The 26,055-nt window shown below is 73.0% G+C and carries 21 protein-coding genes, 1 tRNA gene and 1 pseudogene; 13 read left to right on the top strand and 10 right to left on the bottom strand.

Annotated features, from left to right (window positions below):
- The first annotated feature begins 198 nt into the window (after positions 1-198).
- On the top strand, positions 199-1,173 hold the full coding sequence (locus ACZ8ZB_RS12840) for an alpha/beta hydrolase family protein (RefSeq protein ID WP_470741472.1): 975 nt from the start codon (positions 199-201) through the stop codon (positions 1,171-1,173).
- A gap of 155 nt (positions 1,174-1,328) precedes the next feature.
- Here the strand turns inward: ACZ8ZB_RS12840 and ACZ8ZB_RS12835 are convergent.
- Positions 1,329-1,508: pseudogene (locus ACZ8ZB_RS12835) on the bottom strand (ISAzo13 family transposase); the annotation flags it as partial.
- Between the two features lie 93 nt (positions 1,509-1,601).
- Positions 1,602-2,531: an alpha/beta hydrolase gene (locus tag ACZ8ZB_RS12830; RefSeq protein ID WP_470737848.1), complete on the bottom strand. Its 930-nt coding sequence runs from the start codon at positions 2,529-2,531 to the stop codon at positions 1,602-1,604.
- Positions 2,532-2,639: 108 nt separating this feature from the next.
- Here ACZ8ZB_RS12830 and ACZ8ZB_RS12825 point away from each other — a divergent pair, with 108 nt between their 5' ends.
- The 3 genes from ACZ8ZB_RS12825 to ACZ8ZB_RS12815 all read left to right on the top strand — a co-directional run bounded on the left by ACZ8ZB_RS12825 (position 2,640) and on the right by ACZ8ZB_RS12815 (position 4,353).
- The gene (locus tag ACZ8ZB_RS12825) at positions 2,640-3,086 is read left to right on the top strand and encodes a MarR family winged helix-turn-helix transcriptional regulator (RefSeq protein WP_470737847.1); all 447 of its coding nucleotides are present in this window, start codon (positions 2,640-2,642) and stop codon (positions 3,084-3,086) included.
- 51 nt (positions 3,087-3,137) lie between these two features.
- A complete protein-coding gene (locus ACZ8ZB_RS12820; protein ID WP_470737846.1) occupies positions 3,138-3,347 on the top strand; it encodes a hypothetical protein in 210 nt (69 codons plus the stop codon).
- 169 nt (positions 3,348-3,516) lie between these two features.
- Positions 3,517-4,353, top strand: a complete 837-nt coding sequence (locus ACZ8ZB_RS12815; RefSeq protein ID WP_470737845.1) for an MBL fold metallo-hydrolase — start codon at positions 3,517-3,519, stop codon at positions 4,351-4,353.
- Positions 4,354-4,380: 27 nt separating this feature from the next.
- Here ACZ8ZB_RS12815 and ACZ8ZB_RS12810 read toward each other — a convergent pair whose 3' ends face one another.
- Positions 4,381-5,391 (bottom strand): SEC-C domain-containing protein, encoded by a 1,011-nt coding sequence (locus ACZ8ZB_RS12810; protein WP_470737844.1) that lies wholly within the window; start codon positions 5,389-5,391, stop codon positions 4,381-4,383.
- Positions 5,392-5,614: 223 nt separating this feature from the next.
- Between ACZ8ZB_RS12810 and ACZ8ZB_RS12805 the strand changes: the two genes are divergently transcribed.
- The 3 genes from ACZ8ZB_RS12805 (at position 5,615) to ACZ8ZB_RS12795 (ending at position 7,928) form a co-directional block, all read left to right on the top strand.
- Positions 5,615-5,989, top strand: coding sequence for a DUF6412 domain-containing protein (locus tag ACZ8ZB_RS12805; RefSeq protein ID WP_470737843.1), 375 nt, complete (start codon positions 5,615-5,617; stop codon positions 5,987-5,989).
- A 109-nt stretch (positions 5,990-6,098) separates the two neighbouring features.
- Positions 6,099-6,815 (top strand): YidC/Oxa1 family membrane protein insertase, encoded by a 717-nt coding sequence (locus ACZ8ZB_RS12800; protein WP_470737842.1) that lies wholly within the window; start codon positions 6,099-6,101, stop codon positions 6,813-6,815.
- Between the two features lie 255 nt (positions 6,816-7,070).
- A complete protein-coding gene (locus ACZ8ZB_RS12795) occupies positions 7,071-7,928 on the top strand; it encodes a fumarylacetoacetate hydrolase family protein (protein WP_470737841.1) in 858 nt (285 codons plus the stop codon).
- A gap of 113 nt (positions 7,929-8,041) precedes the next feature.
- On the opposite strand, the gene ACZ8ZB_RS12790 is transcribed toward ACZ8ZB_RS12795, so the two are convergent.
- The 3 genes from ACZ8ZB_RS12790 to ACZ8ZB_RS12780 all read right to left on the bottom strand — a co-directional run bounded on the left by ACZ8ZB_RS12790 (position 8,042) and on the right by ACZ8ZB_RS12780 (position 12,473).
- On the bottom strand, positions 8,042-10,726 hold the full coding sequence (locus tag ACZ8ZB_RS12790) for an erythromycin esterase family protein (protein ID WP_470737840.1): 2,685 nt from the start codon (positions 10,724-10,726) through the stop codon (positions 8,042-8,044).
- A 191-nt stretch (positions 10,727-10,917) separates the two neighbouring features.
- Positions 10,918-11,409: a heme-degrading domain-containing protein gene (locus ACZ8ZB_RS12785; RefSeq protein ID WP_470737839.1), complete on the bottom strand. Its 492-nt coding sequence runs from the start codon at positions 11,407-11,409 to the stop codon at positions 10,918-10,920.
- Positions 11,406-12,473, bottom strand: coding sequence for a Gfo/Idh/MocA family protein (locus tag ACZ8ZB_RS12780; protein WP_470737838.1), 1,068 nt, complete (start codon positions 12,471-12,473; stop codon positions 11,406-11,408). The genes ACZ8ZB_RS12785 and ACZ8ZB_RS12780 overlap by 4 nt, the downstream gene beginning before the upstream one ends.
- A gap of 56 nt (positions 12,474-12,529) precedes the next feature.
- Between ACZ8ZB_RS12780 and ACZ8ZB_RS12775 the strand changes: the two genes are divergently transcribed.
- Positions 12,530-13,657 carry an ROK family transcriptional regulator gene (locus ACZ8ZB_RS12775; RefSeq protein ID WP_470737837.1) on the top strand — a complete coding sequence of 376 codons (1,128 nt, stop codon included), beginning with the start codon at positions 12,530-12,532 and terminating at the stop codon, positions 13,655-13,657.
- A gap of 260 nt (positions 13,658-13,917) precedes the next feature.
- On the opposite strand, the gene ACZ8ZB_RS12770 is transcribed toward ACZ8ZB_RS12775, so the two are convergent.
- Positions 13,918-15,423 (bottom strand): PQQ-dependent sugar dehydrogenase, encoded by a 1,506-nt coding sequence (locus tag ACZ8ZB_RS12770; RefSeq protein WP_470737836.1) that lies wholly within the window; start codon positions 15,421-15,423, stop codon positions 13,918-13,920.
- 310 nt (positions 15,424-15,733) lie between these two features.
- Here ACZ8ZB_RS12770 and ACZ8ZB_RS12765 point away from each other — a divergent pair, with 310 nt between their 5' ends.
- The 3 genes from ACZ8ZB_RS12765 (at position 15,734) to ACZ8ZB_RS12755 (ending at position 18,509) form a co-directional block, all read left to right on the top strand.
- Positions 15,734-16,513 carry an HAD-IIA family hydrolase gene (locus ACZ8ZB_RS12765; RefSeq protein WP_470737835.1) on the top strand — a complete coding sequence of 260 codons (780 nt, stop codon included), beginning with the start codon at positions 15,734-15,736 and terminating at the stop codon, positions 16,511-16,513.
- A gap of 90 nt (positions 16,514-16,603) precedes the next feature.
- Positions 16,604-17,239 carry a sortase domain-containing protein gene (locus ACZ8ZB_RS12760; RefSeq protein WP_470737834.1) on the top strand — a complete coding sequence of 212 codons (636 nt, stop codon included), beginning with the start codon at positions 16,604-16,606 and terminating at the stop codon, positions 17,237-17,239.
- A gap of 238 nt (positions 17,240-17,477) precedes the next feature.
- The gene (locus tag ACZ8ZB_RS12755) at positions 17,478-18,509 is read left to right on the top strand and encodes a glycoside hydrolase family 6 protein (protein WP_470737833.1); all 1,032 of its coding nucleotides are present in this window, start codon (positions 17,478-17,480) and stop codon (positions 18,507-18,509) included.
- A 65-nt stretch (positions 18,510-18,574) separates the two neighbouring features.
- Here the strand turns inward: ACZ8ZB_RS12755 and glxA are convergent, their stop codons facing one another.
- The 3 genes from glxA to ACZ8ZB_RS12740 all read right to left on the bottom strand — a co-directional run bounded on the left by glxA (position 18,575) and on the right by ACZ8ZB_RS12740 (position 23,062).
- Positions 18,575-20,515 (bottom strand): radical copper oxidase GlxA, encoded by a 1,941-nt coding sequence (gene glxA, locus ACZ8ZB_RS12750; RefSeq protein ID WP_470737832.1) that lies wholly within the window; start codon positions 20,513-20,515, stop codon positions 18,575-18,577.
- Positions 20,512-22,521 (bottom strand): glycosyltransferase family 2 protein, encoded by a 2,010-nt coding sequence (locus ACZ8ZB_RS12745; protein WP_470737831.1) that lies wholly within the window; start codon positions 22,519-22,521, stop codon positions 20,512-20,514. The genes glxA and ACZ8ZB_RS12745 overlap by 4 nt, the downstream gene beginning before the upstream one ends.
- A 467-nt stretch (positions 22,522-22,988) precedes the next feature.
- Positions 22,989-23,062 (bottom strand) — tRNA-Lys (locus ACZ8ZB_RS12740).
- Between the two features lie 222 nt (positions 23,063-23,284).
- Here ACZ8ZB_RS12740 and ACZ8ZB_RS12735 point away from each other — a divergent pair.
- Both ACZ8ZB_RS12735 and ACZ8ZB_RS12730 read left to right on the top strand, forming a co-directional pair.
- Positions 23,285-24,616, top strand: coding sequence for a peptidoglycan-binding protein (locus ACZ8ZB_RS12735; RefSeq protein ID WP_470741471.1), 1,332 nt, complete (start codon positions 23,285-23,287; stop codon positions 24,614-24,616).
- Positions 24,617-24,703: 87 nt separating this feature from the next.
- On the top strand, positions 24,704-25,936 hold the full coding sequence (locus tag ACZ8ZB_RS12730) for an SPFH domain-containing protein (protein ID WP_470737830.1): 1,233 nt from the start codon (positions 24,704-24,706) through the stop codon (positions 25,934-25,936).
- Positions 25,937-26,055: the final 119 nt, after the last annotated feature.

The raw sequence follows: 26,055 nt of genomic DNA, 5'->3' as shown, positions 1-26,055 counted from the left end.
TCGCCCTCCCTCTGCCGTCAGACCGCGGGACGAACACCTGACGAGATCTGTGCACCGCTGCGGAGATCACCGTCCACACCGACCCAGGTGCCGGACGGCCGTTCCTGGCCCATCAGGCTCGCGGCTACGACCGCCAGTTCCATGCCCACCGCCAGTTACGGCAGGCGCTATGTCAACACCGATCTCGAAAGGGCTCCGATGAGCAAGCCGTACAGCGACGCCGCCAACATCCCGGTCAACGCGTCACAACCCGTCCTCACCTACCACCCGGTCACCCTCGACGTTCCCGGCCGGCCCGTGCCGCTGGAGGTCAAGGTGTCGATCCCCGCGACCGGCACCGACCTGCCGCTCATCCTCCTGTCCCACGGGCACGGAATGGCGAACTTCCTGTCCTCCTACAACGGCTACGGGCCGCTGGCGAACTTCTTCGCCGCCCACGGGTTCGCGGTCATCCAGCCGACCCACCTGGACTCGACGGCCCTCGGCCTGCGCGACACCGACCTCAAGGACGCGCCCCTGTTCTGGCGTGACCGCGCCACCGACATGCACAACATCCTCGACCGCCTCGACGACATCGAGGCCGCCGTCCCCGGTCTTGCCGAACGGCGGATCGACAGGGACCGTGTCGGCGCCGTAGGGCACTCCCTGGGCGGCAACACCGTCTCCCTCCTCCTCGGAGCCCAGATGCTGGATCCGGACGACGACCGGCCGAAGGACCTCTCCGACTCTCGTGTCAAGGCGGGAGTGCTCATCGGAGCTCCGGGCATCGGCAACGACGAGCACTTCGCCGAGTGGGCCAAGACGAACTACCCGGTGCTGTATTACACCGACTTCGAGCAGATGACAGGCGCCGGCCTGATCATCGTGGGCGATCAGGACCTCAACCCCAACTTCTCCAATCGGCTCAGCTACCGTGCTGACGCTTACTCGGCCAGCCCCGGCGGCAACAAGACCATGGTGACCATGTACGGCGCCGGTCACATCTTCGGTGGCATATCCGGATACGACGCGGCAGAGACGAACGACGAGAATCCCGAGCGCGTGGCGACTCTGCGGGCTCTCGTGTGGGCCTACTTGCGCAGTCAGCTCTATTCGACCGACCCGTCCTGGAAGAACGCGGTGAACGCCCTGGAGAACGGTGAAGACCCGATGGCCATGGTCGAAACGAGGTAGTTCCGCGAGGTGGGCGGCGGCGCGACGGCCGCCGCCCACCGCACTTCATCGCACCGAGACCTTCCACCCCGGCACGGACCGCACAGGAGCAACCGCCATGTGGACCACGTTCGCCGCAACCGTCGGCGGAAGCGCCGCCGGCCTCACCGGCCTGCTTGGTCAAGGAGTGGGCGGGCGTCGTCGATGGCGTTGCGGATGGTGCCGCGGCCGACGCCGAACAGGTCGGCGAGGGTCTGCTGGCCGCATAGGCCGCGTTGCGAGGGGACGGTTGCCAGGATCCGGTCCGCGTCGGTGATTTCTTGGCGGAAGAGGCCGCCGCGGGCTCCGGGGCGCCGGTACGGATACGGGAACGGGAGACGTGGTGTCGGCGGCGGCGCTCCTGCGCGGGCGTCGCCGCCAGCATCGCGTGGAGGCCGTCGGGGTCGGCGTCAGCGGACCGGTTCGGGGCGGTCGGCGTCCGGGTGGCCGGCGGCCAGGTGGGTGGTGAGGAAGCGGGCGGCGCGGTCGAGCGCGGCGTCCGCCTCGTCGAGGCGGCCGTAGTGGTGCTGGAAGACGTGGGGGAGGCCGGGCCCGATCTCGAGCGTGACCTCGACGTCGTCGGCGCCCGCGCGGGCGGCCAGCCGGACCGCGTCGTCGAGCAGGATCTCGTTCGCCCCGACCTGCGCGAGGAGCGGGGGCAGTCCGGTGAGGTCGGCGAGGACCGGGCTGGCCAGGGGGTGCGCCCGGTCGCCCGCGCCGACGTAGAGGTCGGCGTAGGCGCGTATGTCGGCCTCGGTGAAGAGGGGGTCGGCGTCCTCCTTGGAGCGGATGCTCCCTCCGGAGAGGGTGAGGTCGGCCCAGGGGGAGAAGACGACCACGGCGGCCGGTTGCGGCAGTCCGGCCTCCCGGGCCGCGAGCAGCGTGGCGACGGCCAGGCCGCCGCCGGCGGAGTCGCCGGCCACGACGAGGTCCCGTGGGTCGGTGCCCGCCGCCAGCAGTTCGCGGTAGGCCGCGAGCCCGTCGTCGACGGCCGCGGGGAAGGGGTGCTCGGGCGCCAGCCGGTAGTCCACCGACACCGCCCGCAGCCCGGCGCGGCGGGCCAGTTCGCCGACCATTCCCGCATGGGTGTCGGGCGAGCCGATGACGTAGCCGCCGCCGTGCAGGTAGAGCAGCCGGCCGCGGCCGGAGGCTCCGGCCGGCTCCAGCTCCAGGGCCGGCCGCCCGCCCAGGACGGTCCTGCGGGTGACCACGCCCTCCGGCGCGGGGCGGGTGATCGCCGCGCCGAAATCGCGGCGCTGCTCCTCGGGGGTGGGCTGCGTGTCGCCGCGAGGGGCGGAACGGAGTACGGCGTCCAGGGCGTCGCGCTGCTGTCGGGACATGCGGGGCCTCCACGGGTCGGGTGCGAAGATGGATTCCTGGGAATCCATCTGTCCGAGCCCAACCTGATTCCGAGGAAGATGATTCCCAGGAATCCACTGGAGGCTGGTGTGAGCCACGTCACTTCGATCTTCTCCGATCTCGTCCGCGTCGAGACCCGGCTCTACAACGCGGTGAACGCCCGGCTGCGCGCCGAACGGGGTCTGAGCCTGGGGCAGTTCGATTTCCTGGAGGTCATCGACCGGGTGCCGGGGTGCCGGGTGCTCGACATCGTCGGCGAACTGGCGATCACCGTGGGGGCCGTCAGCAAGGCGGTCGACCGGCTGGTGGCCGCGGGCTGGTGCCTGCGGGTCGCGCACCCCCAGGACCGCCGCTCGTCCGTCCTCCGCCTCACACCCGAGGGCGAGGAGCAGCTGGCCGCCTCCCGTCCCGTCGTCGAGAGCGAACTCGTCTCGCTGACCGGGGCGGTTCCCCCTGACGACCTGACCCGCGTCGCCTCGACCCTGGCCACCCTGCGCGCGACCCTCGAGGCGGGCTCCCACGGCCGGCCGGGCTGAGAGTCGCGCGGTCGACCGCGTTCGGGAGGTGACGAGGAAGGAGGTGCGGCGGTGGGGGAAGATGCGGTCATGACGATGTGCAAGAAGTGCGGTGCGCAGAAACGCGGTTGGCGCCGCTCCTGCTCCCGCTGCCGCTCGGGGCTGGACTGGACGCAGCCTGCCGCGGACGCCGCTGACCTCGCTTCGGCGGGGGGACTGTTCGGCTGGCTCTGGCGAGGAGTCAAGGGGGTCGTGCGGCTGGTGCTGCGCACGACCGACTGACCGGACCCGGCCGACGTGCGCACGAGCGGCGGCTCCGGGTGGCCGGTGGGCCGACGGGACCGCCGTGCCCGGGCTCGCGGGCTCCCGTTGCCGATGGAGGTGTGTAGATCCGGCTCTGCCGCTCACCCGGCCCCCGTACGGGACTCGCGTACGACGGAGGGAGTCGATCGTGCGGCAGGAACCGCCCGAGGGCACCGCGGAGGTCCTCTTCATCGGCAACGCCACCCTGCTGATCCGGTACGGGGAGCTGACGCTGCTGACCGATCCGAACTTCCTGCACCGGGGACAGTTCGCCCACCTCGGCTACGGGCTGGTCTCGCGCCGACTGACCGAGCCCGCCCTGGACGTGGCGGACCTGCCCCACGAGGAGCTGGACGCCGTCGTCCTCTCGCACCTGCACGGCGACCACTTCGACCGGGTGGCCCGGCGCGGGCTGGACCGGGGGCTGCCGTTCGTCACCACCCCGCACGCCGCCCGCCTGCTGAAGGGCCTGCACGGCTTCCGCCGCGCCACCGGCCTGCGCACCTGGCAGAGCCGCACCCTGCGGCACGGGGACTCCTCCGTGCGGATCACCTCGCTGCCCGGCCGCCACGCGCCCGGCCCGCTGCGGGCCCTGCTGCCGCCCGTGATGGGCAGCCTGCTGGAGTTCGGCGACCGCTCGGGGGAGGTCCGGCTGGTCCTCTACCTCTCCGGGGACACCCTGGTGTACGACGGGCTGCGCGAGATCGCCGCGCGCCACCCGGACATCCACCTGGCGGTCCTGCACCTCGGCGGTACGACCCTGCCCGGCGGCCTGGTGGTCACCATGGACGCCGGGCAGGGCGCCGACCTGCTCGACCTGCTGCGCCCGCGGCGCGCGCTGCCCGTGCACCACAGCGACTACACGGTCTTCCGCTCCCCGCTGGAGGACTTCCTCGCGGAGGCGGAACGCCGGGGCCACGGGGCGCGCCTGGTGCGGTGCGCCGCGGGCGAGCGGGTGACCGTCGGCGACCGGGCCACGGCCTGAACCGCGGACCCCCGCCCCGGGGGGCCGTCACACGCCGTGGCACTCCCCGTACGTCCGCCCCGAACCGCACCAGCACGCCGCCGACCCCTCCGGGGGCCACGCCACCGCCCGGCCGCGGGCCGCCAGCGTCGTGGCGTACTGGGGCAGCAGGGCCGGGTCGGCGGGGGAGGCGAGCTCGGAGGCGGCGAAGGCCTCGTACGACGGGACCGTGCCCGTGACGACGCCCAGGTTCGCCGTGCCCGACGCCGCCAGCTCCCGCAGGGCCGCCTCTATGGCCGCGAGGTGCTCCCCGTAGGAGGGGTACTCCTCCGCCAGGGGCGGGTACGCCTCTGTCAGCTCCGCCAGTTCGCCGGCCGGCCAGTGCAGCACCGCCACCGGGAACGGGCGGGACAGCGCCTCCCGGTACGCGCCCAGTTCGGCGCGCAGGCGGATGATCTCCGCCTCCAGTTCCACCGGGTTCTCCGAGCCGAGCGACCACACCCGCTTGGGGTCGTGGAGTTCGTCCAGGCCGATCGGGAGGGTGTGGACGGTGTCCGCCAGGGCGTCCCACTCGTCGTGCGCCGCGCCGAGCATCCTGCGCACGCGGTGGCGGCCGAAGAGGAGCGGGTGGGTGGCGCGCGCGGGCTTCTCGACGCCGGTCAGGAGGAGGAGCACCGCCTGGGTGAACGTCTCGTGCGCCTGCTCCAGCTCGTCGTGTGCTTCCAGGGACTCCGCGACGATCACCCAGGGGGCGGGGTCGCGCGGGGCCGCCGCGCGGATGCCGGTGATGATCGCGCGGGCCTCCGCCTCGTGGCCGTACTCCCAGAGGTTCGACGCCTTGAGGGCCCGGACCAGGTGGGGGGCGTCCAGCTCCTGGGAGGAGGCCAGCAGACGGTCGTAGAGGGCGGTCGCGGCGGGGCGGTCGCCGGAGAGCTCCCGGTGGGCGGCGGCCCGCAGGAGCAGGGCCTCGGCGTCCTCGGGATACCGGTCGGCGATCCGCTCCAGACGGTCGGCTTCGGCGGTGTGGTCGACGTTTTCGGCAGGCGTGTCGGGGCGCATGGATGACACCGTACTGCCGGGAGGCGACTGGAGGTGAGGGAGCGGGGGCGTGCGGGCCGTCCCGGGCCCGCTCGCGGAGCCCTGCGGTCCGGACGGTGAACGTCCGGCCGGCGGAACCCTTGTGCCGTGCCGGACGTTGTGGTGTCGCGGTGGCCGGCCCCGATCCGGTGAATCCGGTGGGACCGGTGGGACCGGTGGATCCGGTGGGACCGGTGGATCCGGTATGGCGCCGGCACGGTGGGGACGACGGGACGACGGGAAGGGGGGACGGCGGGTGATCCGACATCGGGCGACCGTGCGTTGCGCCTTCGCCGTGCTCCTGCCGCTGCTCCAGGCCGTCCTGCTCCTGCTGCCCACCGCCGGCGGGCTCTCCCTGGCCGAGGTCACGCTCGCCGCGACCGCCGCCGTCGGCAGCGCGCTCGCCGTCTGCGCGCTCGTCGCCGCCCGCTGCGCGCCCGCCGTGCCGCCCACCCGGGTGCGCACGGCGATACGCGACCGCGACCGGCGTACGGCCTTCCTGCCCCAGCGCGACCCCGACGCCAGGGGGCGCACCAGACCCCGAGCGCCCGGACACGCCCTCCTGGCGACCGCCGCGTAGGGCACCCCTTCGGTACGTCCGTTCCGTACGTCCACCACGCCCCGCTGCGGGTCGTCATGCCGCCGTTCCCCGTACATCCGGCACGACGAGACCCCCGGAGGGCTCACCCATGTCCGTCTTCGCCAGCCTGGTCGAGCACCTGGCCGACCTGCTCCAGCCGCTGTTCGGCGCCTTCGCGGCCGCCGCGGCGATCGTCCTGTTCACCGCGCTCGTACGACTCCTCGTCCACCCCCTGTCCCGCGCCGCCGCACGCGGACAGAAGGCCCGCGCGGCGCTCCAGCCGCGCGTCGCCGAGCTGCGCCGCAAGCACGGCCGCGACCCCGAGAGGCTGCGGCGGGCCGTGCTGGAACTGCACGCGCGGGAGAAGGTGTCGCCGCTTGCCGGGTGCCTGCCCAGCCTGCTCCAGCTGCCCGCCTTCTTCCTGCTGTACCACCTCTTCTCCAGCGAGACGATCGGCGGACGGACCAACGAGCTGCTCGGGCGCCGGCTGTTCGAGGCGCCGCTCGGCGGCAGGTGGGCGGACGCGCTCGGGGACGGCGGGGTGTTCGGCGGGCCCGGGCTCGTCTACGTCGGGCTGTTCGCGGTCGTCGCCGTCGTCGCCTGGTGCGGGTACCGGCTGTCCCGGCGGATGACGGCCGCCAACCCCGCGATGCCCGCGGCCGGCGAGGGGGAGCAGGTGCCGGGGCTGGGGGCGGTGACCAAGGTGATGCCGTTCATGTCCTTCCTCACGCTCGTCACCGTCGCCGTCCTGCCGCTGGCCGCCGCGCTGTACATGGTGACCAGCACGACGTGGAGCGTGGCGGAGCGGGCCGTGCTGTACCGCTGAGCGCGGGGCGGGACGAGACGGGGGCGCCGTGGGGGCCGGGTGCGCGGTTCCCCGCGCCCCCGGGAGGAGTTGGGGCTGCCGTTGGCCGGGGCCTGTCGGGGGCCGGGTGCGCGGTTCCTCGCGGTCCAGTACGTGAACGGGGTCTTGCGGAGTGGAACGCCGGATCGGAGGATCGACCAGTCCTCCGATGACTGTGCCCCGCCGCATCCGGGCCGGGGTCGTCGGGCGGGCCCGCGATCGAGGGAGACGGGAAACATGAAGCTGCTGCGAGTCGGCACGGCGGGACAGGAGCGGCCGGCGCTGCTCGACGACGAGGGGACCCTGCGCGACCTGTCGGGGCTCGTCCCCGACATCGACGGGGCGCTGCTCGCCGACGAGGCCGCGCTCGGCCGGATCAGGGCCGCCGCCGGCACCGGCGAGCTCCCCGCGCTGGACGGGACCGGGCTGCGGATCGGGCCGCCGGTGGCGCGGATCGGGAAGATCGTCTGCATCGGGCTGAACTACCACGACCACGCCCGTGAGACGGGGGCCGAGCCGCCCGCCGAGCCGGTCGTCTTCTTCAAGGCGGCGGACACGGTCGTCGGCCCCGACGACCCGGTGCTGGTGCCGCGCGGGTCGGTGAAGACCGACTGGGAGGTCGAACTGGCGGTCGTCATCGGGCGTACGGCGCGGTACCTGGAGTCGGCGGAGGAAGGGCTCGCGCACGTCGCCGGGTACGCCGTCGCGCACGACGTCTCCGAGCGGGAGTTCCAGCTCGAGCGGGGCGGGACCTGGGACAAGGGGAAGAACTGCGAGACGTTCAACCCACTGGGGCCGTGGCTGGTGACCGCCGACGAGGTCGGCGACCCGCAGGACCTGTCGCTGCGGCTGTGGGTCAACGGGGAGCTGAAGCAGGACGGGACGACCGCCGAGCAGATCTTCCCGGTGGGGGAGGTCGTGCGGTACGTCAGCCGGTTCATGACGCTGTACCCCGGTGACGTCATCAACACCGGTACGCCGGCGGGGGTGGCGCTGGGGGAGCCGGAGCCGAAGCCGTACCTCCGCGCCGGGGACGTGGTCGAGCTGGAGATCGCCGGACTCGGGCGGCAGCGGCAGGAGTTCAAGCAGGCGTAGCGCTCCGCGGGGAGGCGGGGGCGGGGAGTCGCGGTGCGGGTGCGGTGCGTTGTGGTTTGCCGCGCGGTTCCCCGCGCCCCCGGAGGGCGCGGGGCCGCCCGGCCGGGCCGAGTTCAGCCGCCGGGGAGCAGACGGCTCGGCCGGACCTCGTGCAGGTGCACCACCACGTCCGCCGACCTCAGCAGGTCGACCCGGTCCGGGTCCCGGGGCCAGTGCGTGCCGATCTCCCGTTTGGGACGGGGCACCGCCAGCCAGGCGCGGACGGCGGGTGGTGCGGTGCGCAGGTCGAGGTACCAGTCGCGGTGGCTCACCCGGTCCAGGGTGTGCTCGACCGAACCGGCCGCGACCGGTCCCGAGCGGAACACCTTCACGTCCTCGTCACGGGGGTCGGAGACGCCCTCGTCGGTGGCGTGGAAGGAGCCGTGGCCGAAGGCCAGGCCCACGACCCGGTAGGCGTCCCCGAGCGCGCGGCGGAGCAGGCCGCCCTGGATGACCGGGTAGTCGGGGTCGTAGCCCTCCAGGTAGACGTGGCCGTTGTGGGCGGCCAGCACCGCCCGGGTGCCGGTCTGCCGGAGCCACCAGAGGGTGTTGTCCGTCATCACCGTGTCGCGGTAGGCCAGGGCCTCGCGTTCGTCGGCCGGGTCGTCGTAGTCGAAGGCGTTCTGGCGTGCGACCTGGTGGACGACCTCCGCGTTGCGCACCGCCCGGACGTGGTCGTCCCCGGCCCCGGTGCGCCCGGCGATGCTCCGGGCGCGCAGCAGTTCCAGGACGCGTCCGGTGCGTTCGGCCTTCTCCTGCCGCACGGCCAGGGGTTCCTCGAAGGCGGCCACCATGTGCTCGCCGGCGGGCAGGGTGGGGCGCAGGCCCTCGTACAGGTCGGTGACGGCGGGCAGCAGGTCGGGGTGGGCGCGCCGGACGTGGCCGACGACCCGGTCGTACAGATCGGGGCCCGCGTAACTGCTGTCGTTGCCGGCGAACCTGACCGGGTCGTCGGGGTGGGCGACGTTGTGGGCGCGCATCCAGCGGATCAGGTCCAGCACCTCGCGGGTCCGCATGAACAGGTAGGCGTTCTGGAACTCCTCGGCCATGATCCGGGCGGGGTCGCCGCGCCCGGTGAGCACGTAGTCGTCGAGGCGGAGCCCCGCGCTGAAAGGGGCTTCGAGGACGAGGGAGCGGAAGCCCTTCTCCTCGACCAGGTACCGCAGCACCCGGTGCTGGAGGGCGAGGAAGTCGCGGGAGCCGTGGACGGCCTGACCGACGCCGACCAGCCGGGCGTCACCCACCGCCTCCCCCAGGGGGCGCAGGTCGTCGAGGGGGCCGGTGGGCTCCACGGTGCGCAGCGGACGGGCCGCCTCCTCCAGGGCGGGCAGCAGGCCGGTGGACGTCCCCGGCGCGAGGGGCCGCGGTTCGGCCGCTTCACGGGCGAGTCTCCGGCTCGGCCGGATCTCGTGCAGGTGCACCACCAGGTCCGCCGACCTCAGCAGGTCGACCCGGTCGCCGGGCGGCGGGTAGTCCGTGCCGATCTCCCGCTTGGGCCGGGTGACGTCCAGCAGGGCGCGGGCGGCGGGCGGCGCGGTGCGCAGGTCGGCGTACCAGTTCCGGTGGCCCACCCGGTCCAGGAGGTGCTCCAGCGAGCCGGGAGCGGCGGGCTCCACCTCGACCCGGCCGACGTCGTCGTCGGCCGGGTTCTGCAGGCCCTGCGCGGTGGCGTGCACGGCGCCCCGGTCGAAGGAGAGGCCCACCGCCAGGTAGCCGCCGCCCAGCCGCCGCCGGAGCACCGTGCCCTGGGCGAGGGGGAGGGCGGGGGTGGAACTGCTGGTGTACAGGTGGCTGTTGTGCCCGCCGAGCACCAGCCGGTGGCCGGTGCGGCGGTGCCACCACAGGGTGTTCTCCGCCATGACGGTGTCACGGTGGGCCATGGCCCGCGGTACGGCTGCGGGGTCGGTGAGGTCGAAGGCGTACAGGCGCGCCACCTGGTCGATCACGGTGGCGTGCTGGACGGCCCAGGCGTGGTCCCGGTCCGTCCCGGCGGGTTCGTGGGCGCGGAGCAGCTCCAGCACGCGTCCGGTGCGCTCGGCCCGGGCGCGCCGCTCGTCCAGGGGCTCGGTCACGGCGGCGCGCATCCACGCGTCGACGGGCAGGGTGGGGCGCAGGCCCTCGTACAGGTCGGTGACGGCGGGCAGCAGGCCGGGGTGGGCGCGCCGGACGTGGCCGACGACCCGGTCGTACAGCTCCGGGCCGGCGTAGCCGCTGTCGTTGCCGGCGAACCTGACCGGGTCGTCGGGGTGGGCGACGTTGTAGGCGCGCATCCAGCGGATCATGTCCAGGTACTCCCGGCTGTGCAGCAGCAGGAAGGCGTCCCGGAACTCCTCGGACATGATCCGGACGGGGTCGCCGCGCCCGGTGAGCAGGTAGTCGTCCAGACGGAGCCCCGCGCTCCAGTTGGCCTCCAGGACGAAGGAGCGGAAGCCCTTCTCCTCGACCAGGTACCGCAGCACCCGGTGCCGGAAGGTGACGAAGTCGTGGGAGCCGTGGGCGGCCTCGCCGACGCCGACCACCACGGCGTCACCGACCGCCTCGCCGAAGGGGCGCAGGTCCTCGAAGGGGCCCGAGGGCTCGGTGGTGCGCAACGGACGGGCGGCCTCCGCCAGGGGTGACAGCACGTCGCCGGCGGCCGTGGGAGGTCCGTCCGAGGCCCCGGGGTCCCCGCCGGCCGGGGCCGCCGCGGCCGTCCCGGACAGGAGGACGAGCCAGACGAGCAGCGCGGCGGCCGGCCGCCTTGGTATGAGGGGTGTCATGACGCCAGCGTCGCCGCCGCGGCGCCGGACCGCGCGCCGGGTGTCACCCGGCCGGAGCAGCGCCGCGCCGGCGGAGCGGCGGCGGGCGGCCGCCGGAGGCGAGGGGCGCGTCCCCACCCTCCGCCGTGTCGGCGGGAGCCGGACGGGCCCGGGAGGGCCGCCCCGCGCCGACGGGGACGGCCCGGCCGTGTCTACGAACGGGACAGGAAGCGCTCCAGGGCCTCCACCACCAACTGGTGGTCCTGGAGTTGGGGGAGGCCCGAGACCGTCACCGCGCCGATGACGCCCACGCCCTCCACCGTGAGGGGGAAGGAGCCGCCGTGGGCCGCGTAGGTGTCGGGGTCCAGGCGGGAGGACGCCTCGAACGTCGTGCCCTTGGCGCGGTAGCGGGAGCCCACCAGGTAGGAGGCGGCGCCGTAGCGCTCGACGACCCGGCGTTTGCGGGCGATCCAGGCGTCGTTGTCGGGAGCGGAGCCGGGCAGCGCGGCGTGGAAGAGCTGCTGGCCCGCGCGGTGGATGTCGATGGCGACGGGGGCCTGGCGCTCGCGCGCCATCTCCACCAGCAGGGAGCCGAGAGCCCACGCGTCGTCGTGCGTGAACCGGCGGAGGACCAGGCGGCGTTCCTGCTCCTCCAACTCCTCCACGCTCGGGGTCGGTTCGGAAGACTGCTTCGGGGTGGTCACAGCGTCACCGTAACCCTTTCCAGGGCCGACCGGCGGGCGGCCTCCAACACGTCCAGGGCGGCGGCCGCCTCGTGCGCGGTCACCGGGTTGGGGGCTCCGGCCAGCAGGGCCTTCGCCACGGCCGCGTAGTAGGCGGGGTAGTCGCCCGGGAGGGTGGGCACGGGGTGTCCGCCGCCGGTCACCGGGGACTCCCCGGCGCCGATGCGGCCCCACAGCTCCTCGGGTTCCATGCCCCAGCCGGTGCCGGGGCGCTGGCCGTCGCGCAGGGCGGCCTCCTGGGGGTCCAGGCCGTGCTTGACGTAGCCGGACTTCGAGCCCAGGACGCGGAAGCGCGGGCCGAGCTGGGCCGTGGTCGCCGAGACGTAGAGGTGGGAGCGGACGCCGTTCGCGTGCGTCAGCGCGAGGAACGTGTCGTCGTCGGTCCGCGCGCCGTCGCGCCGGATGTCCGCCTCGGCGTAGACGGCGGTCACCGGGCCGAAGAGGACCAGCGCCTGGTCGACGACGTGGCTGCCGAGGTCGTAGAGCAGACCTCCGATCTCTGCGGGGTCGCCGGACTCCCGCCAGCCGCCCTTGAGCTGCGGGCGCCAGCGCTCGAAGCGGGACTCGAAGCGGTACACGTCGCCGAGCTCGCCCTCCTCGACCAGCCTGCGCAGGGTGAGGAAGTCGTTGTCCCAGCGGCGGTTCTGGAAGACGGAGAGGAGCAGGCCGCGCTCCTCGGCCAGCGCCGCCAGCTCGCGCGCCTCGGCCGCCGCGCCGGAGAGCGGCTTGTCGACGACGACCGGCAGACCGGCCTCGAGGGCGGCCCGGGCGAGCGGGACGTGCGTCCTGTTCGGGGACGCGATGACGATCAGGTCCAGTTCGCCGGCGCGGGCGAACAGCTCGTCCGGGCTCGCGGCGACGCGTACGTCCGGGAACTCGTCGCGGGCCTGTCGCTGCCGCTCGGGGTTCGAGGTGACCACCGTGTCGAGCGCGAGGTCCTCGGTCGCGGCGATCAGCGGGGCGTGGAACACGGAGCCCGCGAGGCCGTAGCCGACGAGTCCGACGCGGAGGGGGGTGCCAGTCATGGCTCCTACTTTCGCAACGCTGTTGCCAAAGTGCAAGCAGGGGAGAGAATGGGCCGGTGAACAGGACGAACGACGGCATCGGCGGGGCGCACGGCACGCACGGGGCCCCGCTGGGGGTGAACCTGCTCGCCCTGCGCAGCCACAACACCGCGCTCGTGCTGGACCTGCTGCGGACCGCGGGGACGGAGGGCATCAGCCGGCTGGAGCTCGCCGAGCGGACCGGGCTCACCCCGCAGGCGGTCAGCAAGATCACCGCCCGGCTGCGGGAGGACGGCCTCGCGGCGGAGGCGGGGCGCCGGGCGTCCACGGGCGGCAAGCCGCGCACGGTGCTGCGGCTGGTCCCGGAGGCGGGGCACGCGGTGGGCGTCCACCTGGACCGGGACGAGGTGCGGGCGGTCCTGGTCGACCTGGACGGTGCGGTGGTGGACCGGCGGCGGGCCCCACTGGACCTGGGCGCGGGGGCGGAGGCGGTCCTGACCCGAGTGGCCGGGGCGGTCGAGGCGCTGCGGACGCCGGGTGCGGCCGGGACGGACCGGTCGCCGCTCGGCGTCGGGGTCGCGCTGCCCGGGCCGCTCGACCACGACACGGGCGTACTGCACCGGGTCACCGGTTTCCCCGAGTGGGACGGCTTCCCGCTCCGGGACGCGCTGGCCCGGCGGCTCGGCGTGCCGGTGGTCGTCGACAAGGACACCAACGCGGCGGCGCTGGGTCTCGCGGTCGGTGGCGAGGGCGGCTCCTTCGCCTACCTGCACCTGGGCACGGGGCTGGGGGCGGGACTGGTGATCGGGGGGAGCGTGCACCGGGGGACGAGGACCGGGGCGGGGGAGTTCGGGCACCAGGTGATCCAGCTGGACGGGCCGCCGTGCGGGTGCGGCGAGCGGGGGTGCGTGGAGGCGCTGTGCCTCGGGGCCGTGGCGCGGGGGGAGACGGAGGAGGCGGCGCGGGTCCTGGGGGTGGGGGCGGGGAACCTGGTGGGGTTGCTGGACATCGACCGGGTGCTGCTCGGGGGGCGGACGGTCGAGGGGGACCCGGAGGCGTTCGTACGGGGCGTGCGGGCCGTACTGGACGCGCGGGCCCGGCGGACGGGGGACGCGGCGGTGCCGGTGCGGGTGGTGGGCGGCGGGGTCGCGGAGGGGGCGGCGCAGCTGGTGCTGGCGCCGGTGTTCGGGCGGGGGGACGCCTGACCGGAGGGGGCTTCGGCCCCCTCCGGCACCGGGCTCGGCGCGGCCTTGGTGCGGCCGGCGGCGGAGGTCTCACTCACCGGCGTTCGCCGGTCGGCCCCCCGCTCCCGGCTTCTCCCCCGCTCCCGGCTCCGCTCGAGCGGGGGACCCCCGTGAGCGGGGGGGACACCCCCCACCGCCCGCCCGTGCCGCCCCGGGGGCGCCTCCCAGGCCCTTGGGGCACCGGGGGAGGCGCGACCGCCCGCAGCCGCGCGGGCGGCGTGTCAGCGGCCCACCGCGCAGGCGTCGCCGTTCAGCGTGAAGCGTGGGGGCGGCGTCCTGTCGCCCGTGTGTTCCGCCAGGTAGCCCAGGGTGATGCTCGCGCCCGGTGCGATCGTGGCGTTGTGGGCGGCGTCGGATGCCTTGATCACGTTGCTCAGCTGGGTGAGGTTCGTGTTCCAGTCGGAGACGATCGTCTGGTCGAGGGTCAGCGGGAACTCCAGTGTCCAGCCGTTCACCGGGGCGTTGCCGGTGTTGGTGACGGTGAGGCCGACCGTCATGCCGGTTCCCCAGGACGTCACCGTGCGGTCCACCCGGCAGGTGGGTTCCTCCCGCGAGAAGGACACCTTGTGCAGGCCGCCGGGCAGGTCGTTGACCATGTAGAACTCCCCGTCGACGGTCGTGCCGACCGACGTCACCTGCGTGGGCGTCCTGCCGATCTCGGCCTGCTCGTAGCCGCCCCGCCCGTCGGGTCGCAGCGCCCAGACCGTGGAGGAGCAGTAGTCGGTGGCGATGTACGTGCCGCCCACCAGGTCGGCGTACTCCCGGCCCCGGTACACGTGGCCGCCGATGACCGAACAGCCGCCGGTGTAGGGGGAGTAGGTGAAGACCGGCTCGGTGTGCTCCCCGCCGGGCCCGCAGTCCCCGTCCGTGAACCTCTCCAGGCCCTCGTAGCAGGACCAGCCGAGGTTCAGCCCGCCCCGGCCGGGGGCGATGTGGTCGATCTCCTCCCAGTGGCCCTGGCCGACGTCGCCGATCCACATCGAGCCGTCGGCCCGGTCGAAGGAGAACCGCCACGGGTTGCGCAGCCCGTACAGCCAGATCTCCGGGCGGGCGCCGGGCGTGTCCACGAAGGGGTTGTCGGAGGGGACGCAGTACGCGAGCGAGCCGCACGCCCGGCTCACGTCGATCCGCATGATCTTGCCCAGCAGGGTGTCCAGCCGCTGTCCGGAACGGAAGGGGTCCCCGGAGCCGCCGCCGTCGCCGATGCTCCAGTACAGGTTGCCGTCGGGGCCGAAGGCGAGCTGGCCGCCGTTGTGGTTGTTGTACTCGGCGTGCTCCTGGGAGAGCAGGGGCTCCAGGCGGGAGTCGTCGAGCCGGTAGCGGGCGAGGGTGACCGCGCCGTCGGGCGGCGCCGTGTACGCCAGGTACAGCTCCTGGCTGTCGGCGAAGTCGGGCGGGAGGGCGATGCCGAGCAGGCCGCGCTCGTTGCCCGACTCGTCGACGGACGCGGTGACGTCGATCAGCGGGGTCCGCTCCAGGCCGGTGTCCGGGTGGTAGACGCGGACGGTGCCGGACTTCTCGGTGATGAACAGCCGGTCCGTGCCGTCGTCGGGGGCGACGATGGCGGTGGGGCGTCTCAGCCCGGAGGCGACCTGGGTGGTGGTGGCGTCGATCGAGGGCAGGGGGACGGCGGGCGCGTCCTCCTCCGGCGCCGCGGTGGCGGACGGGACGAGGGCCGGCACCACCGCGAGCAGGGCGCACAGGACGAACGCCAGACGGAGCCGCACCCTAAAGGCATGCATATGACAAACCACGATCTCCTTCTTTCCGCGTGCTGTCGGCGACCGATGAACGGGGCTGTGGGGGCACGGGTGGTCATGGGAGCGCTCCCGCCACTTCAGGCTGCGACGCACAGGGCACAGCGGCAACACGCGTTTGCGCCACGTTCGCGCCGTCCGGCGCGAACGCCCCTCCCGCCCCGCCGCCACCGAACCGCCCGCCCGCCCGCGAGCCGAGCCGTATCCGGCGTTCCCTCAAGATCCGGGTCTGTTTAGGCTGGGGCGCACGCAGGACCGCGTACGGCAGGAGATCCCGCAGATGGCAGACCGCAAGCCGATCGAATCGTGGCTCACCGACATGGACGGGGTGCTGATCCACGAGGGCGTACCGATTCCCGGCGCCGACGCCTTCCTCAAGAAGCTGCGCGAGTCCGGGAGGCCCTTCCTGGTCCTCACCAACAACTCGATCTACACCCCGCGCGACCTGCACGCCCGGCTGCGCCGCATGGGCCTGGAGGTGCCGATCGAGAACATCTGGACCTCCGCCCTCGCCACCGCCAAGTTCCTGGACGACCAGCGCCCCAGCGGCTCGGCGTACGTCATCGGCGAGGCCGGACTGACCACCGCGCTGCACGACATCGGCTACGTCCTCACCGACCACGAGCCCGACTACGTGGTCCTCGGGGAGACCCGGACGTACTCCTTCGAGGCCATGACGAAGGCGGTCCGCCTGATCAACGACGGCGCCCGCTTCATCTGCACCAACCCCGACGAGACCGGCCCCTCCACCGAGGGACCGCTCCCGGCGACCGGCGCGGTGGCCGCGCTCATCACCAAGGCGACCGGCAGGCAGCCGTACTTCGCGGGCAAGCCGAACCCCCTGATGATGCGCACCGGGCTCAACGCCCTCGGGGCCCACTCCGAGAGCAGCGCGATGATCGGCGACCGGATGGACACCGACGTCCTGGCCGGCATCGAGGCTGGCATGCAGACGTTCCTGGTGCTCACCGGCCTGACCCGGACCGAACAGGTGGAGAACTTCCCGTACCGGCCGTCCAAGGTCGTGGACTCCATCGCGGACCTGGTCGACCTGATCTGACCCCGTTCACCCGTACGGAGCAGTCGCCGCCCTCGCGGGGATGCGGCGCCGGGACCCGCGCGGGACCCTCCAGATGTCTGGAGGTGCACGATGGGTTCCCCGCTGAACACCCTCCGTACGGGCTGCCCGTCCGGTGCCGGACGGCCGCTCGCCGGTGCGGCCTGGGCGGCGCTGCTGCTCGGGCTGTGGCTGTGGGGCGGTGAACGGGGCGACGTACCCGCCGGCGTGTCCGGGACCGCCGTCGGCGACATGGCGGCGGCCGGACGGCCGCCCAGGGCCGGACTGCCGCCCGCGCACCGTTCCTTGGGCGCCGCGGCGCCGCGGCGCCTCGACATCCCGGCCCTCGGCGTCCGCGTGCCGGTGGTGGCCGACGGCAGCGGCCGGCCGGGCGCGGTCCGCTGGTACGCGGACGGGGTGGCGCCGGGGGAGTCCGGCACCGCGCTGGTGGTGGGGTCCGCCGCCCTCCGCCCGGTGGACGCGCTCGAACCCGGACAGACGGTCCGGGTGACCCGCGCGGACGCCGGGACCGCCGAGTTCACCGTGGAGGACGTCCGGGTCCTCTCCCGCGAACGGTTCGACGCCCGGCGGGCCGCCGAGCCGCGCCCCGCGGACCGGGCCGAACTCCTGCTGGTCGCCTGCGCCGAGGACCCCGGCCGGGCCGCCGGCGGCTGCGCGGCCGACGCGATCGTCTCGGCGTACCTGACCGGGACCGGAACCGGCCCCTGAGCCCCGCACAGCCCTCCCGACCCGGCGACCGGCGCCGCCCCCCCCGGCCCGGTCGCGGTCCGTGATCCCCGCAGGCGGCTCCCGCCGCCGGACCCCGTACGGCACGGCCGGACGCCCGCGTGGCGCCGGGCTGTGACAGACGGCGGACAAGGTCGGGTTCGGCCTCGTGGGCGCCGCGGGACGTATGTCAGGATTGGGGCTCGGAGCACATGGAACAAGTGCACCCAAGGGGGGCTCGATGTACGGCAGCAGGGGGGTCGGGGCGTTCGTCGGGGGGCGGGCGTCCGCGGCGGTGCTGGGGGCGGCACTGCTGATCACGGGATGCTCGTCCTCGGACGGCAAGGGGGACGAGCCGGACGCCGGCGCGGGGATCACGCAGCAGCCGAAGGAGTCCGACCCCTTCTGGGTCAACCCGGACGGCAACGCCGCGCGGCAGGTCGCCCGGCTGCTGGAGGACGGCGAGAAGGAGCAGGCCGACCAGATCCGCAAGATCGCCCAGCAGCCCGTCGGCGAGTGGATCAGCCCGGAGAACCCCGAGGAACAGGCCCGCGGCTTCACCGAGGCCGCGGACGAGGCGGGCCGCACCGCGCTGCTGGTCCTGTACAACATCCCGCACCGCGACTGCGGCCAGTACTCGCAGGGCGGCGCCGCCGACGGCGACGCCTACCGCGCCTTCGTCGACGGTGTCGCCCAGGGCATCGGGGACCGTCCGGCGACCGTGATCCTGGAACCCGACGCGGTGCTGCACCTGGTGGACGGCTGCACCCCGGGCGAGTTCCACGAGGAGCGCTACGACCTCCTCAAGGGCGCCATAGCCAAGTTGAAGGGCCTGAAGAACACCAAGGTCTACCTGGACGCGGGCAACGCCGGCTGGGGCGACCCCGACCAGATCCACGAGCCGCTGAAGCGGGCGGGCGTCGACCAGGCCGACGGCTTCTCGGTGAACGTCTCCAACTTCTACTCCACCGAGGACTCCATCGCCTACGGCAAGCGGCTCTCCGCCAAGATCGGCGGCAAGCCCTTCGTCGTCGACACCAGCCGCAACGGCAACGGCCCCTACACCGAGGGCGCCGCGGACGAACGCTGGTGCAACCCGCCCGGCCGCGCCCTCGGCGAGACCCCGACGACCAGGACGTCCGACCCCCTGGTCGACGCCTACCTGTGGGTCAAGCGCCCGGGGGAGTCGGACGGCGAGTGCAAGGGCGGTCCGAAGGCGGGCGAGTGGTGGCCCGAGTACGCCCTGAAGCTGGCCGAGGGGTCAACCTCCTAGGGGCGCGGGGAACCGCGCGACGAGCGCAGCGCTCCCGCGCCCGAGAACGCACCCGCGGGAGCGCGCTACGGCACCCGCACCCACCGCGCCTTGCTGGGCGTCCCGTCGCCGTCGTTCACGAACAGCATGTACCACCCCGACTGCACCAGGTTCTCGTTCTCCGGCACCGTCACGGTGATCTTGTCCCCGTCGGTCGTGAAGTCCAGCGCGATCGACCGCTGGTCCACGTCCGTGACGTGCGTGGACGCGCTCGGCCGGATCAGCCGCACGCTCTTGACCGACGCCGCGTCCGCCGAGGTGAACGTGCCGGACCCGCCGCGCTCGATGGTCTCCGGCCCCTCCGACAGATCGGGCTGCTCGTTGTCGCCGTACAGGTACGGCGGCGTGTAGATCTCGATGCGCTGCTCGAACTCGCCCGGCTTGGTGTTCGCCTTGTCGGCGTAGAGCGAGTCGGAGCCGAAGACCATCACGCGGCCGTCGGGCAGCAGGACGGAGCCCGAGTGGTAGTTGCGGCCCACCAGCGGGTCGGCGACCCGCCGGAACGCGTTCTTCTCCGTGTCGTAGATCCGCGCCTCGAGGATGTCGGAGTCGCTGCGGCCCCGGTAGTCCTCCGAGCCGCCCGTGACCAGCACGTCGTCGTTCGGCAGGATCGACGCCTGCGGGTAGCGGGTGCCCTTGTCCAGTGACGGCCCGTCGACGAACTTCGGGTCGTCGGCCTTGAGGTCGACGATGCGGGTCTTCTCACTGGCCTTGCGGGACTCGCCGACCCCGCCGCCGCCGATCACCATGTACTTCTCGTCCTGCGCGGGCGGCAGCAGCACCGTGCCGGACGTCTCCAGCATGTCGGGGTCGCTCAGCCCGGGGACCTTCGTGAACGTGTTGGTCTCCACGTCCCAGACACCCGGGTCGCGGCCCACGTCGTCCGGTCCGTAGCCGGCGTTCGAACCCGAGTAGAAGACCTTGCCGTTCTGCATCAGGAACAGCGCCGGGTACGTCGGGAACTGGCGGACCTTGTCGGTGTACTCCCACTCCTTGGTCTCCGGGTCGTAGATCTCGTTCTTGCCCGGGACCAGCTGGCCGATGTCGTCGAGGCCGGAGACGCTGAGGATCCTGCCGTCGCTCAGGGTGGTGAGCGTCGGGTACCAGCGGGCCTCCTTCATCGGGTCGACCTTGATGTACTTCTCGGCGACCGGGTCGAACTCGAAGGCGTCCCGGATGCCCTGGAAGTCCTTCTTGTCCAGGGCGAGCTTCTCGGCGATGCCGTACGTGTTGCGCGCGTCGGCGCCGGTCAGGCCCTGCACCCTGTAATTGTCCTGGGTGCCGGTCTCGTACTTGGCGCCCTCCTGCTGTGCCTCGACGTAGATGCGGCCGACGCCCGGGGTGTTGCCCAGGAACTCGCCGGTGGCCGGGTCGAAGTTCTTCTCGGCGCGTGGGACGAGCACCGGGTCCTTCGAGACGAAGGTCTTGCCGTTCTCCTTGCCGGTGAACTTCGTGCCGGCGGGCAGGGTGATCGGCTTGTCCGGGTTCTCGTTGTGGACGAGCATCAGGCCGCCGGCCTTCTTCACGTCACCCTTGAGCTTCTCGTACCGCTTGGTGCCGCCCGCGATCAGCAGGTTGCCGTTGGCGAGCTGGGTGTGGCCGGTGCAGAACAGGTCGGTGGGCGTCGGCACCTTCTTGACGGTCCCCTTGACGGGGTCCCAGATCCGGGTGTCGTACCTCTTCGCGTCGAAGTTGTCCTGGTCGTTGCCCGAGCCGGCGACGAGCAGCACCTTCCCGGTGCGCAGCAGCGCCGCGTGGATGGTGTTCTGCCGGTACTCCTCGGGGAACTCGACGATCTCCCACTTGCCGTTCTCGGCCTTGTACTCGGGCTGGTCGATCTTGTACTGGTGGTATTTCTCGGTGCCGAAGCGGTAGAGCCACGGCCCGTTCATTCCGGCCAGCGCCAGCACCACCGCCGTGCCTATCGTGATCCGACGGGCCCGACGGCGGCCTGCACGGTCCTTCATTCCTTACGTCCCCCAAGTCCACCAAGGGCGATCTGCATGGTCTGGTCGTTTCCGGGGGCGTCCCCGGTGCCCGCGGGCCCGCCGTGCGAGGCGGCCCAGGCGGGCCGGTCCTGCGGGGCGTGCTGCTGCTGCGGCATCTGCGGCGGCTCCTGCGCGCGGGGCGCCCCGGCGGCGTCCGGCCGCCCGCCCCCGGAGTGGGCGCCGGGCTTCTTCCGGTCCTGCCGCATGCCGTGCCGCCAGGCGAACATCGGCGCGGCGGTGATCAGCAGGGCGAAGGTCGCCCAGATCACCATCGCCGGATGCGAGTGTCCGTGGACGAAGCCGGCGGCGATGGAGCCGGCGAAGATCAGGATGAAGTACCAGTGGTACCGGAAGGTCCCGAACCAGGTGTCCGGGCTGGCCGAGTCGCCCTTCGGGGTGACCACGAACTTGCTCTTCCTGCGCAGGACGGAGTCGATCAGCGCCTTCGCGTACAGCGGCGCGGACAGCGCGGACATCACCATGCCGGCCACACCGCCGGAGCCCTCCGGCTCGTGCGGCGAGACGTTGTGCCGGCGGTTCCAGACGTACAGGCCGATCTGCAGGGCGGAGGCGTTGCCGTAGAGCATCAGCCAGACCGTGGGGTCGATGTTCACGCCCGAGGCGCCCAGGCCCAGGAACAGCGCACAGCTCAGCGCCGCCAGGATCCAGTTCAGGGCCGACATCGGATAGAAGATGATCATCATCGTGTAGTTGAAGAGCTTGCTCGGCGGGAGCGAGTACCAGCCCTTCCAGTACTGCTTGAGGATCGTCTCGTACGTACCGCGCGACCAGCGCATCTGCTGGGTGAAGAAGTCGGTCCAGGCGTTGGGGCCCTCACCGACCGCGAGCACGTCCGGGGTGTAGACCGAGCGCCACTTCCGCCCCGTCGCCGGGTTCTTGTGGCGGTGCATCTCGAAGCCGGTCGCCATGTCCTCGGTGATCGAGTCGTACAGACCGCCGATCTGCTTGAGCGCCTTGATGCGCACGGCGTTGGAGGTGCCCACGAACATCGGCGAGCCGTAGCGGTTGCCGGCGCGCTGGATCAGCGCGTGGAAGAGGAACTGCTGGGACTCGGCGGCCTTGGTGACGAAGTTGTCGTAGTTGCCGTAGACCTGCGGGCCGATGACGAAGCCGACGTCGGGGTCGCGGAAGAAGCCGAGCATCCGCTCCAGGTAGTTCGGCAGCGGCACGTGGTCGGTGTCGACCGAGGCGAAGAAGTCGTAGTCGTCGCCGTGCGCGTCCAGCCAGGCGTTGTAGTTGCCGTGCTTGGTCTTGGCGCGGTGGGCGCCCTTCTCCTGGTTCCACTTCGCGACCCCTTTGCGGGAGAAGTGGTGCACGCCGAGCCGGGCGCACACCTCCTTCACCTCGGGGTCGTCGCCCTCGTCGAGCAGCCAGACGTGCATCAGGCCCCGGTGGCGGATCCTGACGGCCGCCTCCAGGGTCTTCGTCACCATCTCCAGCGGCTCCTTGCCGGGCACGAAGGAGGTGAGGAAGGCGACCCGGGTGCCGGTCTCGGGCACCACCGGGATCGGGTCGCGGGCGACCAGCGTGGCGTGCGCGTTCGACAGCACGTTCATGCAGCGGAAGAACTCGATCAGGCCGATCGAGACGAGCATGACGATGTCGAGGGCCGGCAGCCACTCGAACTCCACGTAGTCCCGCTCGGTCCAGTGCGAGGGCTGCAGCAGCCACACGAGGAGCACCAGCGACAGCACCGGGGCCGCGGCCAGCATCAGCGCGATGCGGATGCGGTGCGGCTCCTGGCCGATCAGCGAGCGGTACTGCACCTTGTACGGTCTGTTCGGATCGGGCTGGGTGAGGGGACCCGCGAGCCGGCTGTAGTGCTCGTAGTCGTATCTCGGCAGCGCCTTCTTGATCCGGCGGAACGTCCCCGTGTTCCAGTTCCGATGGCCGGGCACCCTGAGCTGGGTGGTCCGGGACGGATCGTCGTCGTCCCTCTGGGACCCCGTCGGCGTCGACGTCATGAGTCATCCCCCCAACACACGACGGTCGCCGCGTGTCTCGTCGCTTTCTCGCGTCCGATCCGGTCCCCCTCGACCGTCACGGACGTACCCGTGGTGGACCGCTGTCACCACGTCATCCACACCTTATAGACACGGCACAGCGCCGTTCCGGTTGCATGACGCCTCCCCTCGGCATCGCTTCGTGAAGCGGGACCTTCGTCCCGGATCGTCAGCAACCGGTTTCTCGCCCCCCAACCGCCGCGAATCCGCGGCAACGTGAAGAACCCAGGTTCTACGGTGCCCATCATGATCGCAAGGCGCGAAACACGGTGTTCACCGGTCATACGGGTCCATTGTGAACGCTGAGGGAGTCCCGGGGGGCCGATGTTGCATACGTGCGCCGAGTGGGTTGCGTTCAACGGCCGCGAGGGGGTATCCGGCCAAAAACCGACGGGCTCCTCGTCTGCACGAGGAGCCCGTCGGGTCGGTGCGCCGCCAGGGACTCGAACCCCGGACCCGCTGATTAAGAGTCAGCTGCTCTAACCAACTGAGCTAGCGGCGCGCGCTGACGGCGTAACTCTACAGGACCCCGGCGGGTGCTCCCGACCGCCGTCCGCCCGGCCGCCGTCCGCCCGGCCGCCACCCGCGGGCCGTGCCCGGCACGCGCCCGGTTCACCGCCCGTACATCGTTCGGACCGTCAACATGCGCGTGCGGAGGACGGTTGCGAAACTGGCCGTCGTGCAGGGACGTGAAGAAATCGACCGGGAGTGTGAGGGGAATCGCATGGAGTCTCCGGTATTCGAGGAAATCGATCCGGCGGACGATTGCGACTGCCCCGGCTGCGCGCACTGGCGGCGCGTCCTTCCGCATTCCGGGACCGGCCGCTTTCCCGGTCATCCGGCGGCGCACCGGACCGCCCTCGTCGTGGCCGCCGTGACCTCGGCCGCGGTCGCCGCGCCCGCCGCCCCCGCGGTCGCCGCACCCTCGGCCCAGCGGCCCGCTGTTCCGGACGTTCCCGCAGGTGAAGGGCGAGGTACCCCGCAGGGGAAGCGGGCTCCGCTATATGGTCCCGGCGGTCGGGCGGCCCCACCCGCGAGCCCCGTGCGGGTGCCCTCGATCACCCGCGCGGACATCGTCGAGCGGGCCCGGAACTGGGTCGCCCGGAAGGTTCCGTACAGCGTGGCCTCGTACTGGTCCGACGGTTACCGGCAGGACTGTTCGGGTTATGTCTCGATGGCCTGGCGGCTGCCCGGGAACGAATGGACGGGGAGCCTCGGGAAATACGCCGAGAGAATCACCAAGGACGAACTCCAGCCGGGCGACGTGCTGCTGTTCCACGACGCGGCCTCCCCTTACGGCGGATCCCACGTCGTCCTTTTCGGCGGCTGGGCGGACACCGCCCGCTCCCGGTACGTCGCCTACGAGCAGACCACCCCGCACACCCGTCGGAAGACCACCCCCTACGCCTACTGGAGCAACTCCGCGCGCTACGTCCCGTACCGCTACAAGGGGGTGACCGACGGCGCGGCGGGGGCGGGAGCGCCCCGCCCGACGGGCCGGATCCCGTTCCCCGGGGTGGCTTATTTCGGCCCCGGGGCGGAGAACGAATACGTCGCCGAACTCGGCCGGATGCTCGTCGCCCGCGGTGCCGGGCGCTTCTACTCCGCCGCGCCCGGTCCGCGCTGGACGGACGCGGACCGGGCGGCGACCCGGGCGTTCCAGGAGGCCCAGGGGTGGCGGGGCGCGGCGGCGGACGGGCTGCCGGGGCCGCTGACCTGGGAGCTGCTGGTGACCGGCGGGGGCAGGGACATCCCGAGCGGAGGTTCCGCTTCCGTTACTGCCCGGTTCTCGTCCGCCCCTTCCTCGCACGGGGTGCCGGGCTATCCGGGCCGGGCGCCGTTCCGGCCGGGCGCCGTCGACGACCATGTCACGCGGCTCGGGAGGCAGCTGGTGAAGAAGGGGTTCGGCCGGTACTACACGAAGGGGCCGGGACCGCGCTGGGGCGAGGCCGACCGCCGCAACGTGGAGGCCTTCCAGCGGGCCCAGGGCTGGCGCGGCGGAGCGGCGGACGGCTGTCCGGGCCCGGAGACCTGGCGGCGGCTGTTCCTCTCCTGACCCGTCCCGGGCGTGAGGCACCGCCCGGCGCCCACGTCCCTCGAAGTGACCGGTGTGACGCATCTGGCGCGGAGGCTGGAGGCACGCATGACCACGACGACATCCCCCCTTCCGGGCAACGTCCCCGAGGACGTCCCGGAGAACGTCCCCGAGCCCGGCGGTCCGGTGGACGGCGGTCCGGTGGACGGCGGCGCGGTGGACGGCGGTCCGATGGACGGCGGCGCGGCGGCAGCCCGGCCGGTCCGGCTCATCCACACCGGGTCCACCACCGAGATCCCCGTCCACCTGCTGTTCCGCGACGCCCCCGAGCCCGCGCCGGTGCGGCTGCGCCCGGCGGTCGTCGCCCGCCGCACGGACGGGGGCGGGCACGGAGCGGGGAAGCGGCCCCGTCCGCGCGGTCCGGCCGGCGGACGGACCGGACCCGCCGTTCCGCGGGTCGACCCCGAACTGGTGGAGCGGCCCGCCCGGGTGCTGCCCGGCCTCGCGGGGGTGCTCGCCGGGGTGTGCGGGGCGGCCGGCTGCGTGGCCGTCTCGTGGTGGGCGGGCGTGCTGCCGCCGCCGGTGACGGAGGCGCTCGGACCGGCTTCGCGCTCCGGTGCGGCGGGGCTCGGCCCCGCGCAGTGGGCGGCGTACGCGGGGGCCGGGGCGCTCGGCCTGTTCGGGTTCGGCGGGCTGGCCCGCGGACGGACCGGGCGTGCCTGGGCGCTCGAGCTGTTCGGCCGCTACCGGGGGACCGTCCGGCGGACCGGGCTGATGTGGGTCAACCCGCTGCTGCTGCGCCGCCGGGTCGACGTACGGCTGCGACACTGGCGCGGTGAGCCGATGCGGGCGGCCGACCGCAGCGGGGTCGCGCTGCGGGTGGCCGTGCTGGTGGTGTGGCGGGTGCGGGACACCGCGCGGGCGACGCTGGGCGTCGAGGACCACGAGGCGTACCTGCGCGCGTGCGTCGAGGCGGCGCTGGTGCGGGTGCCGGTGGCGGCGCCGGGCGCGAGCGAGGGCGCGGTGGAGGCGGCGCAGGACGCGCTGACCCGGTTGGTGGCGGCGGACACCGCGCCGGTGGGGGTGGAGGTGTTCGCGGTGCGGCCGCTGCGGGTGGAGTACGCGCCCGAGGTGGCCGCCGCGATGCACCGGCGCAGGATCGCCGCGCTGGACGCCCAGCACCGGGCGAGCGTGCTCGGCTCGGTGGTGGACTCGGTGGAGGACACGGTGACCCGGCTGACCATGCGGGGGCTGGTGGAGCTGGACGACTACGAACGCAAGGTGCTGGTGAAGGACCTGACGGTGGCGTTCTGCGCGGGACGGGGGGAGACGGGCCCGTGAACGGCGGGGGAACGGGACCTGTGATTGGTATGGACATGCTCAATCTGTGCCCATAATCTCAGACTTGGTCTAGACCTACCTGCACGGCTCGAGGAAACTCCCCCCACGTTCACCAGGAG

This window comes from Streptomyces sp. 12E (assembly GCF_055633275.1).
Note: the sequence above shows the minus strand (reverse complement) of the source record. Positions and strands in the feature narration are given on the sequence as shown.